We start from the raw sequence: 16,878 nt of genomic DNA, 5'->3' as shown, positions 1-16,878 counted from the left end.
TCCGATGCCACGACCGGAGAACGGCAAGACCCGCGACGACGGCGGACGGTCTGCGTCCGTCCAATCCGTCGACCGTGCCCTGCTGGTGATGGAGATCCTGGCGACCCTCGGGCAGGCCGGTGTCACCGAGATCGCCACCGAGCTGGGCGTGCACAAATCGACTGTGTCTCGGATCATCTCGGTGCTGGAGGCCCGCGGCTACGTCGAGCAGCTCGCCGACCGGGGCAAGTACCGGCTCGGGTTCGCGATCGCCAGATTGGCCCGTGCGACCAGCGCCCAATTGGATCTGGTGAAGCAGAGCCAGGCGGCCTGCGACGCCCTGGCTCTGGAGTCTGGGGAGACCACCAACCTCGCGGTGCTCGACGGTGACCGCATCGTCAACGTCGCCGAGGCGATCGGCCCCGCCGGCATCGCCCTGCGCACCTGGATCGGCCAGAGCTGTCCCGCCCACGCCACGTCCAGCGGCAAGGTGCTGCTCGCAGCCCTCGACGACGACGAGTTGCGGGACGTGCTGGGGACCCGGCTCGAATCGTTCACCGACGGCACCGTCACCACCCGCAGTGCCCTGCTGGCCGAGCTGAACGTCGTGCGCGAGCGTGGTTGGGCGTGTGTGCGGGAGGAACTCGAAGTCGGGCTCAACGCCGTCGCGGCCCCCGTCTACGACGCCGACGAACGGGTGGTCGCGGCACTGAGCGTGTCGGGCCCGTCCTACCGTCTCGGCGAGGGCGAGTTCGTCGAGACCGCCAAGCGCACCGTCGCGGCGGCCGAGACGATCAGTCGGCGGCTCGGCTGGATAGACCTCGCCAGCCGGCCCTAGAAGAACGTGCGGACCAGGTCGACGACGCGCCGCCGGTCGTCGAGCACCGGGATCAGCTGCCACTTGTCGAACACCGTGCAGGGATGCGATATCCCGAACTCCAGCCACGCACCCACCTCGACGCGGTCGCGATCGGCGGGCCCCACCTGCAGATACGCATGCTGATCGTTGAGCGCGCCGACGGCGCTGTCGGACAACCCGTAGGGCACCGGCAAGCCCTGGTCGAAGGACACGTCACGGCGACCCATCGTCAGCAGCGCCAGCTCCGGGGTCGGCCGCGAGACGACCTGCGCCCACACCGTCAACGCGGGCCGCAGGGCGGGCAGTGGTGACGTGCGGTCGTAGAGACCGTCGTCGTGGGTCAGATAGCACCCGCTGCGCAGCACCGTGCGAACGGGGGCGGCGCTGGCCCACCCGGTCAGCTCCTCGGCCACCACGTCGAAGTAGGTGCTGCCGCCGGCGCTGACCAGAACGTCGTCGGTCTCGAACGTCGTCGCGAGGCGTCGTACCGCAGACCGCACCTCCCGCAGATAGTCGCGCACCCGCTCGCGCGCCTGCGGGGTCACGTCGTGGCCCGTGGCGGCCTCGTAGCCTGCGACCCCGACCAGTCGCAGGTGACACGACGCCGCGGCGGCACGCGCGACGGCGTCGACCTCGGTCGCACCCCGGCACCCCGTACGTCCCCCTGCCATGCCGACCTCGACGCACACGTCGAGTCTGCGGTGCGCGCCGGCGCCGGCCAGGGCGGCCGACGCGAGCTCGACGCCGCGAACCGAGTCGACCCAGCACACCAGGTGGAAGTCGGGGTCACGGTCCAGTTCGGTTGCCAGCCAACGCAACCCGGCCTCATCGACCAGTTCGTTGGCCAGCACCACGCGGTCGACGCCGAACGCGCGAAACGTCCGCACCTGGCTGATCGTCGCCAGCGTGACGGCCGTGGCGCCCGCGCCGAACTGCCGCGCCAGCAGCTGTGGCGCCATGTGGGTCTTGCCGTGCGGGGCCAGCTCGACACCCCGGTCGCGACACCATTGCGACATCGTCGCGAGGTTGTCGGCCAGGGCGGATTCGCTCAGCACGCACAGCGGCCCGACCGCGCCGTCGTCGAACGGGTCCGGGCCGTCGGCGCGCACCTGGGCCGGTGTGCGCCCCCACCAGCTCGACGGCAGACCCTTGTATCGCCAGTCCAGCGGCTCGTCGGACAGGGCGGCGACCGCAGTCGCGTCGACGGTCGCGGGCATCCGACCATTCAAGCCTCATTTAAGCTGGCACGTCGTGAGCTCCGCAGATGTCCCCGACGCCGGTCAGAAGAACGACGACTCCGATCTCCCCGAGCAGTTCAGGATCCGGCAGGCCAAGCGGGAACGGTTGCTCGCCGACGGGCGCGATCCCTACCCGGTCGAGGTGGCCCGCACCGATACGCTCGCCGAACTGCGCATCGAGCACGCCGATCTCGAGGTCGACACCAAGAGCGGCCACGTCGTCGGGATCGCCGGGCGCGTGGTCTTCGCGCGCAACTCCGGAAAGCTGTGCTTCGCGACTCTGCAGGAGGGTGACGGGACCCAGCTCCAGGCGATGATCAGCCTCGACGGCGTCGGCAAGGAGTCGCTGGACGCGTGGAAGGCCGACGTCGACCTCGGGGACATCGTGTTCGTCCACGGTGAGGTGATCAGTTCGCGCCGCGGTGAATTGTCCGTGCTCGCCGATGCGTGGCAGATCGTCTCCAAGGCGCTTCGCCCCCTGCCGGTCGCGCACAAGGAGCTCAGCGAGGAGACGCGGGTCCGGCAGCGTTACGTCGACCTGATCGTCCGTCCCGAGGCCCGCACCATCGCCCGGCAACGCATCGCGGTGGTCCGGGCGGTCCGGTCGGCCTACGAGCGACGCGGTTTCCTCGAGGTGGAGACCCCGATGCTGCAGACGTTGGCCGGGGGCGCCGCGGCGCGACCGTTCGTGACGCACTCGAATGCACTCGACGTCGACCTGTTCCTGCGCATCGCCCCGGAGTTGTTCCTGAAGCGGTGCCTGGTGGGCGGTTTCGAGAAGGTGTTCGAGATGAATCGGAACTTTCGAAACGAAGGCGTCGATTCCACGCATTCGCCGGAATTCGCCATGCTCGAGACTTATCAGGCCTTCGGAACCTATGACGACTGTGCGGTCGTGACGCGCGAGGTTATTCAAGAGGTCGCCGATGAGGCGATTGGCACCCGAATCGTGCCACTGCCCGATGGCACCACCTATGATCTCGACGGCGAATGGTCGACGTTGGAAATGTACCCCTCACTGTCCGAGGCGCTGGGTGAGGAAATCACCCCCGATACCCCGGCCGATTACCTGTGGGGGATTGCCGAGGCGCGCGGCGTCGAAATCCCACGCGACCGCGGATTCGGACATGGCAAATTGGTGGAGGAACTCTGGGAGGACGCCGTCGGGGCCGACCTGTGGGCGCCCACGTTCGTCCGGAACTTCCCCGTGGAGACCTCGCCGCTGACCAGGGAGCACCGCAGCATTCCGGGCGTGACGGAGAAATGGGACCTCTACGTCAGAAACTTCGAATTGGCCACGGGGTACACCGAATTGATCGATCCCGTCGTGCAGCGGGAGAGGTTCGAAGCCCAGGCCAGGGCCGCCGCCGCCGGTGACGACGAGGCCATGGTCCTCGACGAGGACTTCTTGGCGGCGTTGGAGTACGGCATGCCTCCGACGGCCGGCACGGGAATGGGCGTCGACCGCTTGTTGATGGCGCTGACGGGCTTGTCGATTCGCGAGACGGTTTTGTTCCCTCTGGTCCGTCGACAGGGCTAGCCGACGGCGTTTCATACTTTTGTGTTGAATTGCGCGGATTACTGTGCCAACATTGCTCAGGGTTTCAAGCGAAGTATGACTACGCGCCCGTGCAGAAGGGGCAGTGTGAGCCAATGGCAAAAAAGGTGACCGTCACGTTAGTCGATGATTTCGACGGTGAGGGTTCTGCCGACGAGACCGTCGAATTCTCTCTCGACGGCGTCAGCTATGAGATCGATCTTTCGTCGAAGAATGCCACGAAACTCCGTGGCGATCTCAAACAATGGGTAGAGGCCGGCCGCCGCGTCGGAGGTCGTCGCCGTGGCCGCTCGGCAGGGTCGGGCCGTGGTCGCGCGACCATCGACCGCGAACAGAGCGCCGCCATTCGGGACTGGGCCCGCCGCAACGGCCACAGTGTCTCGACTCGCGGCCGCATTCCGGCCGACGTCATCGACGCCTTTCACGCCGCAACCTGATTCCGGTCGGTCCGGTCGCCAATTCGGCGGCGGTTGCACCGTCACCTTTCGCTAGCAGCGAAGCCTTAACGCGCCCGGCGGCGGAACCGATGCCGTTCTCCCGGGCGTTGGTATCCGTGCGGCTCGGAAACGGTCACCGTTTGGTCTTTCACTAGGAGAGGACAAGCGGGGCACCCCGAGCCGCCGCCCACTACAGTGGACGTCAAGTGCAGAGCACGGTTCGCCGTGTTGAGGACTGCACTATCTACGGAGGGCAGGTAACCACCGATGTTCGAACGCTTCACGGACCGCGCGCGGCGCGTCGTCGTCCTGGCTCAAGAAGAAGCCCGGATGCTGAACCACAACTACATCGGCACCGAGCACATCCTCCTTGGCCTCATTCATGAAGGCGAGGGTGTCGCGGCGAAGTCGCTCGAGTCGCTGGGGATCTCGCTGGAGGGTGTCCGCAGCCAGGTCGAGGAGATCATCGGGCAGGGCCAGCAGGCCCCGTCCGGACACATCCCCTTCACCCCGCGCGCCAAGAAGGTGCTGGAGCTGAGCCTGCGTGAGGCGCTGCAGCTCGGCCACAACTACATCGGCACCGAGCACATTCTGCTCGGCCTGATTCGCGAGGGTGAAGGCGTCGCCGCCCAGGTCCTGGTCAAGTTGGGGGCTGAGCTGACGCGCGTGCGCCAGCAGGTCATCCAGCTGCTGTCCGGCTACCAGGGCAAGGAGACCGCCGAGACCGGCACCGGTGGCCGCGGTGGCGAGGCGGGCAATCCGTCCACGTCGCTGGTGCTCGACCAGTTCGGTCGCAACCTGACCGCAGCCGCGATGGAGGGCAAGCTCGATCCCGTCATCGGCCGCGAGAAGGAAATCGAGCGGGTCATGCAGGTGCTGAGCCGCCGGACCAAGAACAACCCGGTGCTGATCGGCGAGCCCGGCGTCGGCAAGACCGCCGTCGTCGAGGGCCTCGCGCAGGCCATCGTGCACGGCGACGTGCCCGAGACGCTCAAGGACAAGCAGCTCTACACCCTGGACCTGGGGTCGTTGGTCGCCGGCAGCCGCTACCGCGGTGACTTCGAGGAGCGCCTGAAGAAGGTCCTCAAGGAGATCAACACCCGCGGCGACATCATCCTGTTCATCGACGAGCTGCACACGCTCGTCGGCGCGGGTGCCGCCGAGGGCGCCATCGACGCGGCCTCGATCCTGAAGCCAAAGCTGGCCCGCGGTGAGCTGCAGACCATCGGTGCGACCACCCTCGACGAGTACCGCAAGTACATCGAGAAGGACGCCGCCCTGGAGCGTCGCTTCCAGCCAGTTCAGGTCGGCGAGCCGACCGTCGAGCACACCATCGAGATCCTCAAGGGTCTGCGCGACCGGTACGAGGCGCACCACCGCGTCTCGATCACCGACGGTGCGATCGTCGCGGCGGCCACGCTGGCCGACCGCTACATTAACGATCGGTTCTTGCCCGACAAGGCGATCGACCTGATCGACGAGGCGGGCGCCCGGATGCGCATTCGCCGGATGACCGCTCCGCCAGACCTGCGCGAATTCGACGAGAAGATCGCCGACGCGCGTCGCGAGAAGGAATCCGCGATCGACGCTCAGGACTTCGAGAAGGCCGCCAACCTGCGCGATCGCGAGAAAACCCTGGTGGGGCAGCGCGCCGAGCGAGAGAAGCAGTGGCGTTCGGGTGATCTGGACGTCGTGGCCGAGGTCGACGACGAGCAGATCGCCGAGGTACTCGGCAACTGGACCGGCATCCCCGTGTTCAAGCTGACCGAGGCCGAGACCACGCGTCTGCTGCGCATGGAGGACGAGATCCACAAGCGGATCATCGGCCAGGTGGACGCCGTCAAGGCCGTCTCGAAGGCGATCCGTCGCACCCGTGCCGGACTGAAGGATCCCAAGCGTCCCTCGGGCTCGTTCATCTTCGCCGGCCCGTCCGGCGTCGGAAAGACCGAGCTGTCCAAGGCGCTGGCCAACTTCCTGTTCGGTGACGACGACGCGCTCATCCAGATCGACATGGGCGAGTTCCACGACCGCTTCACCGCGTCGCGGCTGTTCGGTGCCCCTCCCGGGTACGTCGGCTACGAAGAGGGCGGCCAGCTCACCGAGAAGGTGCGCCGCAAGCCGTTCTCCGTCGTTCTGTTCGACGAGATCGAGAAGGCCCACCAGGAGATCTACAACACGCTCCTGCAGGTGCTCGAGGACGGCCGCCTCACCGACGGTCAGGGCAGGACGGTGGACTTCAAGAACACCGTGCTGATCTTCACCTCGAACCTCGGTACCTCCGACATCAGCAAGGCGGTTGGTCTCGGCTTCACCCAGGGTGGCGGCGAGAACAACTACGAGCGGATGAAGCTGAAGGTCAACGACGAGCTGAAGAAGCACTTCCGCCCGGAGTTCCTCAACCGCATCGACGACATCATCGTCTTCCACCAGCTGACGAAGGAAGAGATCGTCCAGATGGTGGAGCTGATGATCGCCCGTGTCGGCAACCAGCTCAGGGCCAAGGACATGACCATGGAGCTGACCGACAAGGCGAAGTCGCTTCTGGCCAAGCGTGGCTTCGATCCGGTGCTCGGTGCCCGCCCGTTGCGGCGGACCATCCAGCGCGAGATCGAGGACGCCTTGAGCGAGAAGATCCTCTTCGACGAGGTCGGTCCGGGTCAGGTCGTCACGGTCGACGTCGACAACTGGGACGGCGAGGGAGCCGGGGAGGACGCGGTGTTCACCTTCGTCGGTGCCACCCGGCCCGTCGTCGACGCCCCGGATCTGGCCCCGGCCGGCGCCCCGGAGTAGCTCGGCACGACTCAGCTCGATCGACTTGGGCGGTACCCCTCTCGCGGGGGGTACCGCCCATTTCGTCGTGTGGGAGTGTCCGGGGGCCCGCCTGTGCCTATGATGCTCGGGTACCGACGTACGAAGGAATGCTGGTGAAAATCCAGAGCGGTCGCGCCACTGTCAAAGTCAGACCCGACGTACGTCAACCGTGATACGGGACGCGAACTCCCGAAAGGAAATTCGAAACATGACCACGTCATCAACTCGCCGGAGCGCAGCTCCCGCAATCGACTTCACCGCCACCAAGGCGGCCCTGTGGCTGTCGCTGACGGCCTTCTTCGCTCTGTTGGTGCTCTACTTCGTCGGCGTCGACCAAGGCGCCACGTCGGTGTTCGGCGACAACATGTACATCCACGAGTTCGTCCACGACGCGCGCCACCTCCTCGGGTTCCCCTGCCACTGACGGCAGGAGAGACCCCACGATGGAGAAGAGAATCATCGGGCGCGGTCTGCTGGCCGGCGCCCTTGCAGGAGTGCTCGCGTTCGTCTTCGCGAAGATCTTCCTCGAGCCCGTCATCGGCCGGGCGGTCGACTTCGAGGACGGCACGTCGGCCGCGCACGAGGCCATGGAGATGGGCGCTAGCGGCCACAGCCACGGCGAGGGTGGCGAATTGTTCAGCCGCGGCATCCAATCCACGGTCGGCATGGGCTTCGGCGTGCTGCTGTTCAGCGTCGCGATGGGCGCGTTGTTCGCCGTCGTCTTCGCGGTGGCCTACGGACGGGTGGGCGACGTCTCGGCGCGCGTGCTGTCGGTGCTGGTCGCTGCGGCCATGTTCGTCTCGCTGTGGATCGTCCCGGCCCTGAAGTACCCGCCGAATCCACCGGCGACCAGCGAGGACTCCACGATCTTCCAGCGCTCCATGCTGTATCTGCTGATGGTCGGGCTCTCTGTGCTGCTGATGGTCGCCGCGGTGTACCTCGGACGTCAGCTGAGAGCCCGGCTGGGTGCCTGGAACGCGACGCTGGTCGGCGGGGCGTCCTACCTGGTCGCGGTATTCGTGGTGATGGCGATCCTGCCGTCGATCGACGAGACCCCGGGGCCGATCGTCGACGCCGCCGGCGTGATCGTGTTCCCCGGCTTCCCCGCGGTGGACTTCTACGAATTCCGGCTCTACACCTTCGCCACCCAGCTGATCGTCTGGACGACGATCGGTCTGGTGTTCGCGACGTCGATCTCGAAGGTGTTGGACGGCAAGCGAAGCGAGTCGAGCGCCACCCTCACGGGGTGACCGACGGTGAGTGAGATCGTCCGGCTGACCCTGGTGTCGCATGCGATGACCGATGCGATGGCGGCCGGACGATTTCCGCGGGACGAGGCCCTCAACGCACTGGGTCGACGTCAGGTGGACACGAGCGTCGACCTCGGTGTGGTCGACGCCGCAGTCTGCGCACCGGAGACGCGTACCAGGCAGACCGCCGAACGTCTCGGGTTGCGCGCCGAGACGGAGCCACTGCTGGCGGATGTGAACTGCGGTGCGTGGCGGGGCAGCGAGCTCGGCGGCGTCGATGCGGGCGAGTTGACGGTGTGGCTCACCGACCCCACCCGGGCGCCGCACGGCGGGGAGTCGGTCGCCGACCTCGTCACCCGGGTCGGGGGCTGGCTGGAGTCGCTGTCGGACCGCCGGGGACGGCTGGTCGCGGTGACCCACCCCGGCGTCGTCCGCGCCGCGGTGATCTACGCCCTGAGTGCACCGCCGGCATCCTTCTGGCGAGTAGACGTCGGACCCGTCTGCCGCACCGTGATGCATCTCCGCGGCGGTTCGTGGACGCTGCGGTCCACCGGCTGAGGTGCCTCAGGAGGGTTGGACGAGCCCGAACGCGCCCTGGGCGACCGACAGCAGCCAGCTGGCTGCGGTCAGGCTGCGGAACTTCGGCCAATTCAACTGGAAGCTGACCACCCACGGCTGCCCGGTTCGGTCGACGGCGTACCAGCTGAAGCCGATGTCGCCGGGCAGGTTTCCACCCTTGGCGCCGATGTAGGTCCACTTCGTCTTGTCGAGTTCGATGCCGGGTGTCGCGGCGAGTACGTCCTTGATCGGCGCCGCGGGGCCGACGGCCGCGCCCTGCAGCGCGGCGTGCACACGGCAGATGTCGCCGGCGGTGCCGTACCACTCGGCGCCGTACGGTGAGGCCGGCGTGTGGGTCCGGGTCGGATCCGGTTCGTAGTGACGGGAATCCGTCTGAGCGATGAGCCGGGCGCGCTCGGCGGCCGAGCCGGTCTTCCACTGCTCGCGGATGTCGGGTGTGCCCCAGCCGACCGAGAACATCTGGTGGGTGGTGGGAAACGGGGTCAGGCTCGCCGGGTCGTGATGGCCGGCGTGAATCAGGGCGCGGTGCAGGGCATCCGGGCCAACCCGTGCCATCAACAGGTCGGTGGCCATGTTGTCACTAGCCGAGATCATCTGTTGCGCAGCATCTCTCACCGACACCGTGGATCCGGGCGGCAGGGTGTCGAAGCCCGCCGACCCGACCGCCTTGTCTTCCTTGGTGGTGGTGAGCTGGTCGTTCCAGCCGACCCGGCCGGCGTTGACCTCGTCGGCGAGGGCCAGCAGTACGTAGAGCTTGAAGATCGAGGCCAGCGGTAGCGAGTCGTCGACGTTGCTGCCCGCCACCTTCGTGCACGTTCCGTCGACGACCTTGGAGACCTGATAGGAGTACCGCGCCCCGGACTTGGTCAGCTGGGCGTCGACGTCGGACCACTGCGTGATCGTGGCCTTCTGAAGCGTGACCTCGAAACGGTCGACCATCCCGGCGTCGTCGGTGCGCAGCTCGATGTCCTGGCCGACGCCGTAGGACGTCAGCAGGTGCAGGGTGGCCTGTCCTGCGCCGTAGTCGACGCCCGACACGGTGAACGGCCGGTCCCACCACATCCGGTCCATCATGAATGCGACGTCGTTCACCTGAGGCGCCGCCGCGAGCGTCGCCACACCGGGGACGCCGATGGGCCAGTCGGAGTTGAGCATGTCCACGGTCTGCTTCGCGCGCAGACCCGGTGGGGTGTTGGTCTGGATGTGCGCGCCGTACGCCGCCTCGGCCGGACCGGTCGGGCCGGTGTTGGCGCAGCCACACGCCAGCGCGGCGATCAATGAGGCGGCCAGCCCGATCGCCGTCGCCCTACGTCGCACCTAGCTACGCCCCCGACCGCTGAACGTCCAACACGACCTCGAACTCGAGGAGTGACGCACCGGTGGCGACGGGGTTTGCGCGCTGTCCGGCGTGTGCCTCGACCGCTGGACCGCTGGCCCAGGCCTGGAAGGCCTCCTCGGACTCCCACTGCGTCACCACGAAGTAGCGGTCGTCGCCCTTGACGGGGCGCAGCAACTGGAAGCCGAGGAATCCGGGTTGGCCGTCGACGGCATGCGCACGGTTGGCGAACCGCTTCTCCAATTCGGGTCCTGCGTTGGGCGGAACCTCGATCGCGTTGATCTTCACCACTGCCATGGGCTCTACGTTACCGGTCCGTTATCTGCAGTCGGCGGGCTGCTGCCAGGATGTCGGGCATGCGTTCGGCATTGCTCGAGGGTCGCGGCGGGGCGGGCGAGCCGATCGTTCTGGTGCACGGGCTGATGGGCCGCGGGACCACGTGGTCGCGCCAAGTGCCGTGGCTGACCGCGCTGGGAGAGGTGTACACCTACGACGCTCCGTGGCACCGCGGCCGCGACGTGGCCGACCCGCATCCCATCAGCACGGAGCGCTTCGTCGACGATCTCGCCGAGGCCGTCGCCTCACTGGGCCGGCCGGCGGCGCTGGTCGGGCATTCGATGGGCGGTCTGCATTCGTGGTGTCTCGCCGCGGCGCGACCCGAGCTCGTGTCGGCGCTCGTGGTGGAGGACATGGCACCCGACTTCCGGGGCCGGACCACGGGCCCGTGGGAGCCGTGGTTGCGTGCGCTGCCGGCGGAGTTCGCCTCCGAGCAGCAGGTTCTCGACGTCTTCGGACCAATGGCCGGGCGGTACTTCGCGGAGGCGTTCGACCGGACCGACACCGGGTGGCGGCTGCACGGCCGGCCCGAGCGATGGATCGAGATCGCTGCGCAGTGGGGCGTTCGGGACTACTGGGAGCAGTGGCAGGCGGTGCGCGTGCCCACGCTGCTGGTCGAGGCCGGCAACTCCGTCACCCCACCCGGGCAGATGGAGCGGATGCGCGACACGGGGTCTCGGGTGACCTACCTGCGGGTGCCCTACGCGGGCCATCTGGTCCACGACGACGCACCCCGGGAGTATCGCGAGGCCGTGGCGCCGTTCCTGGCGCAGTTCGCCTAGCGACGTTCGCCGCTCACGCCCGACACCGGCCAGGCGGGCACGTTCTCGAATCGGGTGCGCGCAGCCTCGGCGTCGTGCTCGACGCGGTACCAGTCGGGATCGCCGAACTGCTCGACGAGGTGGCGACGCAGAGTGTCGTTGCGGTGGCTGACCCAGCTCAGCAGGGCGGCGAGCGCGAACGGTGCGGACAGGATCACGAAGGCGAGTATCACGTTCATGGCAGCAATTATTCGACCGGAAACATTCCGCCAACAGTGGCAGTTCGGACTCTGTTAGCTAAAATGCTGCCATGCTCAAGAGCGTCGCCGTGCTGGTCCTCGACGGGGTCACGCCATTCGAATTCGGCGTCGTCTGCGAGGTGTTCGGCATCGACCGCTCCGCGGACGGCGTGCCCAACTTCGACTTCAAGGTGTGTGGACCCGAGGCGGGCCGGCCTCTGCGGATGTCGGTGGGGGCACACCTGACGCCGGACTTCGGGCTCGACGCCCTGGTCGGCGCCGACCTGGTCGCGATCCCCGCGCTGCACGGCACCAACTATCCGCAGGAGGCGCTCGACGCCATCCGGGCGGCCGCCGACTCCGGGTCGATCATCCTGACCGTCTGCTCGGGGGCGTTCGTGGCCGGCGCGGCGGGGCTACTGGACGGCCGCAAGTGCACCACCCACTGGATGCACGCCGACGAACTCGCCCGACTGCACCCGACCGCTCAGGTCGACCGCAACGTGCTGTTCGTCGACGACGGCAACCTCATCACCAGTGCGGGTACGGCCGCCGGCATCGACGCCTGCCTGCATCTGGTGCGGCGCGAACTGGGCAGCGAGGTCACCAACACCATCGCCCGCCGCATGGTCGTACCGCCGCAGCGCGACGGCGGTCAGCGCCAGTACATCGAGCAGCCCATCCCGGTCCGCTGCTCGGACGGGTTTGCCCCCCAACTGGATTGGATCCTCGCCCACCTCGACACGCCGCACACCGTCGGCTCGCTCGCCACCAGGGCCAGCATGTCCGCACGCACCTTCGCGCGCCGATTCGTCGAGGAGACCGGCCGCACCCCGATGCAGTGGGTCACCGACCAACGGGTCCTCTACGCCCGCCGACTGCTCGAGGAGACCGACCTCGACGTCGACCGGGTCGCCGACAAGGCGGGCTTCGGTACCGCGACGCTGCTGCGGCACCATTTCCGCCGTATCGTCGGCGTCACGCCGTCGGACTACCGGCGCCGCTTCGCCAGCGACGAATCCGCTTGCGCCGCAACGGCCTGACCTCTACAGCGCGTAGACGAACCAGGCTCCCGGCACACCCCTGAGCCGATGCTCCCCGCGTTCGGTGAAGACCCGGTGCGAGCCGGTGACGATCTCGCGCACCGTCGACGAGACCAGGACCTCGCTGGGCCCGGCCAGCGCGGTGATCCTCGCCCCGATGTGCACCGCCATACCGGCGATGTCCTGCCCGCGGACCTCCACCTCGCCGGCGTGGATGCCGACCCGGACGTCGACCCCGAGCGTCGCCACCGCAGCCACGATCTGCTCGGCGCAGTCCAGCGCGACGCTGGGACTGCTGAAGGTGGCGACGAAACCGTCACCGGCGGTGTTGACCTCACGGCCCCCGAAGCGGGCCAGTTCCCGGCGCACCAGGTTGTCGTGCCCGTCGAGGAGGTCGCGCCAGTGGTCGTCGCCGAGGGCGGCGGCACGCTGCGTCGACCCGACGATGTCGGTGAACACGATCGTGGTGAGCACGCGTTCGGCGTCCGAACCACCGCGCGACCCCGTGACGAACTCCTCGATCTCGGCGAGGATGGGCGTCGCGTCGCCGACCCAGTACAGGGTGTCGGTCCCCGGAAGTTCGACGTAGCGGGCACCCGCGATGTGCTCGGCGAGGTAGCGACCGTGGCCGACGCCGACGAACGTCGCGCCCGCGCGGTGGATGACCAGTGTCGGCGCCGTGACCGCGGGGAGCTTGTCGCGGACGTCGGCATCGGTCAGCGCCTGGCTCGATCTCCTGGCCATGCTCGGCGATGCCGCCCGGTTGCCGGCCGCGTCCCACCACGTCCGGAAGGCCTGGTCGTTGGCCACCGACGGGGCGACCATCGCCAGGACGTCGACCCCCTGCTCGACGGCGTCGGATTGCACCGCCGCGGTGGCGAAGGAGTTGGCGGCGTGGGGGTGGATCCCCACCTCGTAGTCGGATGCCCACAGCACGCGGGCGGCGCCGTTGACCACCACCAGGTTGGCCACGCGTTCGGGACGGTCGGCGGCCAGGAACAGGGCGCTCATCGTGGTGTAACCGGAGCACAGGATGGTGGCTCTCTCGCACCCGACGGCGTCCATGACGGCGACGGCATCCTCAGCCCAGCAGGCCGGTGTGATCTTGTCGGCCCCGATGCGGGAGGACATCCCCATCCCGCGATGGTCGAATCGGATGACCCGGCAGAACGACGACAGACGGCGGTAGAAGCGGTACATCGAGGGTTCGGCGTCGATCGAGTCGATGGGGACGAACGGCCCCGGCATGACGACGAGATCCACCGGGCCGTCGCCGATCACCTGGTAGGCAATGTCCAGATCGCCCCGCGACGCATAGCGAGTCCGCGGAGCCCGCGAAACGGGTACGGCCACCAGGTCAGGCTAGTTCACCAGGACGTTCGGGGCCCCGGCTTCACCGCCTTCTCCGCTGAGCGCGAAAAGACCGTCGGCGGTCTGTTCGACCAGACCGTCGACGAGCAACGAGTCCAGGGCGCGATCGCGCTGCGCCGGATCGGTCAGCCACACCACGTCCAGCTGGGCGCGGGTGACCGGAGCGTCGTTGGCGCGCAGGACATCCAGCAGCCGTCCGCGAACCTGACGGTCCGTGCCGGCGAACTTCTGTACGCGTCGGGCCGGCTCGGTCGACGGCGGGTAGCCGGCAGTGCGCCACGCGCAGGAACTCAACGGACACACCCCGCACCGAGGCGAGCGCGCCGTGCAGACGATTGCACCGAGCTCCATCAAGGCAATCGAAAAGACCGGTGCGCGTGAGTCATTGGGCAAGATGGCGTCGACGTCGGCCAGGTCGCGGACGCTGGCGGGGGAGTCGGCCCGCCCGTGCACGACCCTGGCGACGACGCGACGCACATTGGTGTCCACCACCGGAACCCGCTGTCCATAGGCGAAACAGGCGATCGCCCTCGCGGTGTAGGTGCCGACACCCGGCAACGCCAGCAATGCGTCGACGTCGTCGGGCACGACGTCACCGTGCTCGGCGGCGATCACCGTCGCGCACTCGTGCAGTCGCTTGGCCCTGCGCGGGTAGCCGAGCTTTCCCCAGGCGCGCAGGACGTCGGCCGCACTGGCGGCGGCGGTCGCCGACGGCGTGGGCCAGCGGGCCACCCAGTCCCGCCAGATGGGTTCCACCCGGGCGACGGGGGTCTGCTGCAACATGAACTCGCTGACCAGGATCTGCCAGGCCGAAACGCCCCGCTGACGCCACGGCAAATCGCGCTGCGCATGTGAATACCATTTGAGCAACTCGCCCGCGTCGACCATCAGGACTGTCTCCAGGCAGAATGTGGCCATGCCGAACACGAGTCCGATAACCGCATGGAAGGCACTCACCGAGGGTAACGAGCGCTTCGTCGCCGGGACCCCCGAGCACCCGAGCCAGAGCATCCAACATCGCGCCAGCCTCGCCGAGGGGCAGAAGCCCACCGCAGTGCTGTTCGGGTGTGCCGACAGTCGCGTCGCCGCCGAGATCATCTTCGACCAGGGCCTCGGCGACATGTTCGTCGTGCGCACCGCCGGTCACGTGCTGGACTCCGCCGTGCTCGGCTCCATCGAATACGCGATCACGGTCCTGAACGTGCCACTCGTGGTGGTCCTCGGGCATGACAGCTGCGGCGCGGTCAAGGCGACGCTCGACGCCCTCGACGACGGCGAGGTGCCGGGCGGCTACGTCCTCGACATCGTCGAACGCGTCACGCCGTCGATCTTGCTCGGGCGCAAGGAGGGCCTGACCAGGGTCGACGAGTTCGAGGCGCGCCACGTCACGGAGACGGCCAAGCAACTCGTCAGTCGGTCGAAGGTGGTGGCCGATGCCATCGAGGCAGGCAAGCTCGCCATCGCCGGCGTGACCTACCACCTCGCCGACGGCCGGGCGGTTCTGCGCGAATCGGTGGGAGACATCGGCGCAGGCTAACGGGCGACACGCCGGGCTAGGTCAGACGGCTACGTGTGAGCTGGCCTTACCGTAGATTCGTGCTGGAAACTGAACCGCATCACCCGCTGCCGCCGGAGATCTACCGGCGCAGGCGGTTTCTCGCGATCGGCGTCGGGGCTCTCGTCCTCGTCATCGTCGTCGCAATCGTCGTGGTGGTGTTCGCGAACAGCACCGGCGGGGATTCGACCGCCACTCAACCGACCACGTCTGCGGCGCCGTCCGCGACGCAGCTTCCCGGCGCGAATCCCGAGGTCAAGACGCCGATCCTGCCTCCGGCTCAGCAATCGCCGCCGCCGACCCCGACGCCCGTCTCGGCCGTGGTGCCGCCGCCGGTGTTGAAGGAGGGCGACGACTGCCCCGACTCGACGCTTGCGGTGAAGGGCATCACCAACCAGCCGAACTACGTCGTTGGTGACCAGCCGAAGTTCACCATGGTGGTGACCAACATCGGGTTGGTGGCATGCAAGCGCGACGTCGGCGCCGCGGTGCTGGCCGCCTACGTCTACGGACTGGACAACAACCGGCTGTGGTCGAACCTCGACTGCGCACCGTCGAACGAGACGCTGGTGAAGACGTTCAACCCGGGCGAACAGGTCACCACCGAGGTGACCTGGACGGGGATGGGCTCGGCCGCCAACTGCCCGCTCCCGCGCCAACCGATCGGTCCCGGCACCTACAACCTGGTGGTCCAGTTGGGCAACCTGCGGTCGGCGACCGTGCCCTTCACCCTGGCCGCACCGGCCAACGTGCCCGCAGGCGAAGCGCCCCCTGCTCCCGCCGATGCACCTCCGCCAGAGGTCCCGGCCCCCGCGCCAGCTGGCAACTAGTTTCACTGATCTTCCAGTTCCACTGCGTTGAGTTGTCGTTCGTGGTGGATGCGCTGGGCTCGGTGTTGGGTGCGGGTGGTCTTGCGGTGGGGCATGGTCAGACCGGCGGTGTGAGCCACGGGCACCCCGGTCGTGGTCACCGGTGCGGTGGGTGCGCTGAGTTCGGGGAACAGCAGTCGGCTGCCGGGTGTGGTGGTGTGGGTGCGGCCGTCGGGCGCGGTCCACAGTATGGTGCCGTCGTCGAGTTGCCGTTCCCGCCAACCGCGTTGGCCGCCCCAGAACGTCTTGAGCAAGTGGTGTTGGCGGCACAGGCATGTGAGGTTGGACGCCGCGGTCGGCCCGCAGGGCCACGGAATGCTGTGGTCGAGGTCGCAGTGGGTGGCGGGCACCTGGCAGCCCGGGAAGCGGCATGTCATGTCGCGGCAGCGCACGAAGTCGGCCAGCTTCTTCGACGGCCGGTACCGGTGTTCGGGTGGGGCCTGTCCCGGGTGCACGATCCGGGTGCGGGTCGCCCCGGCGGCGGCGCGGCAGGCGATTGCGCCGGGGATGAGTTGCCCGCTCATCAGGGCCGCGGGCCGAAGCTTTGCGACGTATCCGGGTGTGGGGGTGAGGCTTCGGTCAGGGTGAGGTCGCGCAATGGCGAGGTGAACAGGGGTGGCTGGTCGCCGTCGAGGGCGGTGCGCTCGTCGTCCTCGG

18 protein-coding genes are annotated in these 16,878 nt (G+C 68.1%); 11 read left to right on the top strand and 7 right to left on the bottom strand.

The features are described 5' to 3' along the window. Window positions 1–4: 4 nt before the first annotated feature. Window positions 5–817: an IclR family transcriptional regulator gene (locus tag ABZ195_RS06530; protein WP_355215920.1), complete on the top strand. Its 813-nt coding sequence runs from the start codon at window positions 5–7 to the stop codon at window positions 815–817. Here the strand turns inward: ABZ195_RS06530 and ABZ195_RS06525 are convergent. Further along, window positions 814–2,055 carry an alanine racemase gene (locus ABZ195_RS06525; protein ID WP_355215918.1) on the bottom strand — a complete coding sequence of 414 codons (1,242 nt, stop codon included), beginning with the start codon at window positions 2,053–2,055 and terminating at the stop codon, window positions 814–816. The two genes, ABZ195_RS06530 and ABZ195_RS06525, sit on opposite strands and share 4 nt — an antisense overlap. 34 nt (window positions 2,056–2,089) lie before the next feature. On the opposite strand from ABZ195_RS06525, the gene lysS reads away from it, so the two are divergent. The 6 genes from lysS (at window position 2,090) to ABZ195_RS06495 (ending at window position 8,690) form a co-directional block, all read left to right on the top strand. Next, window positions 2,090–3,616 (top strand): lysine--tRNA ligase, encoded by a 1,527-nt coding sequence (lysS, locus tag ABZ195_RS06520; RefSeq protein WP_355215916.1) that lies wholly within the window; start codon window positions 2,090–2,092, stop codon window positions 3,614–3,616. A gap of 113 nt (window positions 3,617–3,729) precedes the next feature. Continuing rightward, the gene (gene lsr2, locus ABZ195_RS06515; RefSeq protein WP_263997523.1) at window positions 3,730–4,071 is read left to right on the top strand and encodes a histone-like nucleoid-structuring protein Lsr2; all 342 of its coding nucleotides are present in this window, start codon (window positions 3,730–3,732) and stop codon (window positions 4,069–4,071) included. Window positions 4,072–4,338: 267 nt separating this feature from the next. Further along, on the top strand, window positions 4,339–6,861 hold the full coding sequence (clpC1, locus tag ABZ195_RS06510) for an ATP-dependent protease ATP-binding subunit ClpC (RefSeq protein WP_264041414.1): 2,523 nt from the start codon (window positions 4,339–4,341) through the stop codon (window positions 6,859–6,861). A gap of 229 nt (window positions 6,862–7,090) precedes the next feature. After that, entirely contained in the window at window positions 7,091–7,306 is a 216-nt protein-coding gene (locus ABZ195_RS06505; protein ID WP_355215914.1) for a CbtB-domain containing protein, read from the top strand. Window positions 7,307–7,325: 19 nt separating this feature from the next. Further along, window positions 7,326–8,132 carry a CbtA family protein gene (locus ABZ195_RS06500; protein WP_355215912.1) on the top strand — a complete coding sequence of 269 codons (807 nt, stop codon included), beginning with the start codon at window positions 7,326–7,328 and terminating at the stop codon, window positions 8,130–8,132. A gap of 6 nt (window positions 8,133–8,138) precedes the next feature. Then, the gene (locus tag ABZ195_RS06495; RefSeq protein ID WP_355215910.1) at window positions 8,139–8,690 is read left to right on the top strand and encodes a histidine phosphatase family protein; all 552 of its coding nucleotides are present in this window, start codon (window positions 8,139–8,141) and stop codon (window positions 8,688–8,690) included. A gap of 6 nt (window positions 8,691–8,696) precedes the next feature. Here ABZ195_RS06495 and ABZ195_RS06490 read toward each other — a convergent pair whose 3' ends face one another. Together ABZ195_RS06490 and mhuD are read right to left on the bottom strand one after the other, a co-directional pair. Beyond that, on the bottom strand, window positions 8,697–10,028 hold the full coding sequence (locus tag ABZ195_RS06490; protein WP_355215908.1) for a serine hydrolase: 1,332 nt from the start codon (window positions 10,026–10,028) through the stop codon (window positions 8,697–8,699). A 4-nt stretch (window positions 10,029–10,032) separates the two neighbouring features. Further along, window positions 10,033–10,344, bottom strand: coding sequence for a mycobilin-forming heme oxygenase MhuD (gene mhuD / locus ABZ195_RS06485; RefSeq protein ID WP_263997097.1), 312 nt, complete (start codon window positions 10,342–10,344; stop codon window positions 10,033–10,035). A 59-nt stretch (window positions 10,345–10,403) separates the two neighbouring features. Here mhuD and ABZ195_RS06480 point away from each other — a divergent pair, with 59 nt between their 5' ends. Then, a complete protein-coding gene (locus ABZ195_RS06480) occupies window positions 10,404–11,165 on the top strand; it encodes an alpha/beta hydrolase (RefSeq protein WP_355215906.1) in 762 nt (253 codons plus the stop codon). On the opposite strand, the gene ABZ195_RS06475 is transcribed toward ABZ195_RS06480, so the two are convergent. After that, complete coding sequence (locus ABZ195_RS06475) at window positions 11,162–11,383, bottom strand: hypothetical protein (RefSeq protein ID WP_355215905.1); 222 nt, start codon at window positions 11,381–11,383, stop codon at window positions 11,162–11,164. The genes ABZ195_RS06480 and ABZ195_RS06475 overlap by 4 nt on opposite strands. 71 nt (window positions 11,384–11,454) lie before the next feature. On the opposite strand from ABZ195_RS06475, the gene ABZ195_RS06470 reads away from it, so the two are divergent. Then, complete coding sequence (locus tag ABZ195_RS06470; RefSeq protein WP_355215903.1) at window positions 11,455–12,426, top strand: helix-turn-helix domain-containing protein; 972 nt, start codon at window positions 11,455–11,457, stop codon at window positions 12,424–12,426. 3 nt (window positions 12,427–12,429) lie between these two features. Here the strand turns inward: ABZ195_RS06470 and ABZ195_RS06465 are convergent, their stop codons facing one another. Both ABZ195_RS06465 and ABZ195_RS06460 read right to left on the bottom strand, forming a co-directional pair. Continuing rightward, window positions 12,430–13,779 (bottom strand): adenylate/guanylate cyclase domain-containing protein, encoded by a 1,350-nt coding sequence (locus ABZ195_RS06465; RefSeq protein ID WP_355215901.1) that lies wholly within the window; start codon window positions 13,777–13,779, stop codon window positions 12,430–12,432. Between the two features lie 9 nt (window positions 13,780–13,788). Next, window positions 13,789–14,715, bottom strand: a complete 927-nt coding sequence (locus ABZ195_RS06460) for an A/G-specific adenine glycosylase (protein ID WP_355215899.1) — start codon at window positions 14,713–14,715, stop codon at window positions 13,789–13,791. On the opposite strand from ABZ195_RS06460, the gene ABZ195_RS06455 reads away from it, so the two are divergent. After that, window positions 14,714–15,334 (top strand): carbonic anhydrase, encoded by a 621-nt coding sequence (locus tag ABZ195_RS06455; protein ID WP_355215898.1) that lies wholly within the window; start codon window positions 14,714–14,716, stop codon window positions 15,332–15,334. The two genes, ABZ195_RS06460 and ABZ195_RS06455, sit on opposite strands and share 2 nt — an antisense overlap. A 59-nt stretch (window positions 15,335–15,393) precedes the next feature. Further along, the gene (locus tag ABZ195_RS06450; RefSeq protein ID WP_355215897.1) at window positions 15,394–16,182 is read left to right on the top strand and encodes a hypothetical protein; all 789 of its coding nucleotides are present in this window, start codon (window positions 15,394–15,396) and stop codon (window positions 16,180–16,182) included. Between the two features lie 2 nt (window positions 16,183–16,184). Here the strand turns inward: ABZ195_RS06450 and ABZ195_RS06445 are convergent, their stop codons facing one another. Then, window positions 16,185–16,745 carry an HNH endonuclease signature motif containing protein gene (locus ABZ195_RS06445; protein WP_355215895.1) on the bottom strand — a complete coding sequence of 187 codons (561 nt, stop codon included), beginning with the start codon at window positions 16,743–16,745 and terminating at the stop codon, window positions 16,185–16,187. Between the last annotated feature and the right edge of the window lie 133 nt (window positions 16,746–16,878).

The sequence above is a fragment of the Mycobacterium sp. NPDC006124 genome (genome assembly GCF_040614235.1).
Classification (GTDB): Bacteria; Actinomycetota; Actinomycetes; order Mycobacteriales; family Mycobacteriaceae; genus Mycobacterium.
The sequence above is the reverse complement of the archived record's forward strand: the minus strand, read 5'-3'. Positions and strand labels throughout refer to the sequence as shown.

What these genes read in the sequence shown, in the direction of transcription:
- ABZ195_RS06460 (WP_355215899.1), bottom strand. Translation starts at nt 14,715, where the DNA reads ATGGCCACATTCTGCCTGGAGACAGTCCTGATGGTCGACGCGGGCGAG.
- ABZ195_RS06445 (WP_355215895.1), bottom strand. Translation starts at nt 16,745, where the DNA reads ATGAGCGGGCAACTCATCCCCGGCGCAATCGCCTGCCGCGCCGCCGCC.
- ABZ195_RS06480 (WP_355215906.1), top strand. Translation starts at nt 10,404, where the DNA reads ATGCGTTCGGCATTGCTCGAGGGTCGCGGCGGGGCGGGCGAGCCGATC.
- lsr2 (WP_263997523.1), top strand. Translation starts at nt 3,730, where the DNA reads ATGGCAAAAAAGGTGACCGTCACGTTAGTCGATGATTTCGACGGTGAG.
- ABZ195_RS06505 (WP_355215914.1), top strand. Translation starts at nt 7,091, where the DNA reads ATGACCACGTCATCAACTCGCCGGAGCGCAGCTCCCGCAATCGACTTC.
- ABZ195_RS06475 (WP_355215905.1), bottom strand. Translation starts at nt 11,383, where the DNA reads ATGAACGTGATACTCGCCTTCGTGATCCTGTCCGCACCGTTCGCGCTC.
- clpC1 (WP_264041414.1), top strand. Translation starts at nt 4,339, where the DNA reads ATGTTCGAACGCTTCACGGACCGCGCGCGGCGCGTCGTCGTCCTGGCT.
- ABZ195_RS06470 (WP_355215903.1), top strand. Translation starts at nt 11,455, where the DNA reads ATGCTCAAGAGCGTCGCCGTGCTGGTCCTCGACGGGGTCACGCCATTC.
- ABZ195_RS06500 (WP_355215912.1), top strand. Translation starts at nt 7,326, where the DNA reads ATGGAGAAGAGAATCATCGGGCGCGGTCTGCTGGCCGGCGCCCTTGCA.
- ABZ195_RS06455 (WP_355215898.1), top strand. Translation starts at nt 14,714, where the DNA reads ATGCCGAACACGAGTCCGATAACCGCATGGAAGGCACTCACCGAGGGT.
- mhuD (WP_263997097.1), bottom strand. Translation starts at nt 10,344, where the DNA reads ATGGCAGTGGTGAAGATCAACGCGATCGAGGTTCCGCCCAACGCAGGA.
- ABZ195_RS06530 (WP_355215920.1), top strand. Translation starts at nt 5, where the DNA reads ATGCCACGACCGGAGAACGGCAAGACCCGCGACGACGGCGGACGGTCT.
- ABZ195_RS06525 (WP_355215918.1), bottom strand. Translation starts at nt 2,055, where the DNA reads ATGCCCGCGACCGTCGACGCGACTGCGGTCGCCGCCCTGTCCGACGAG.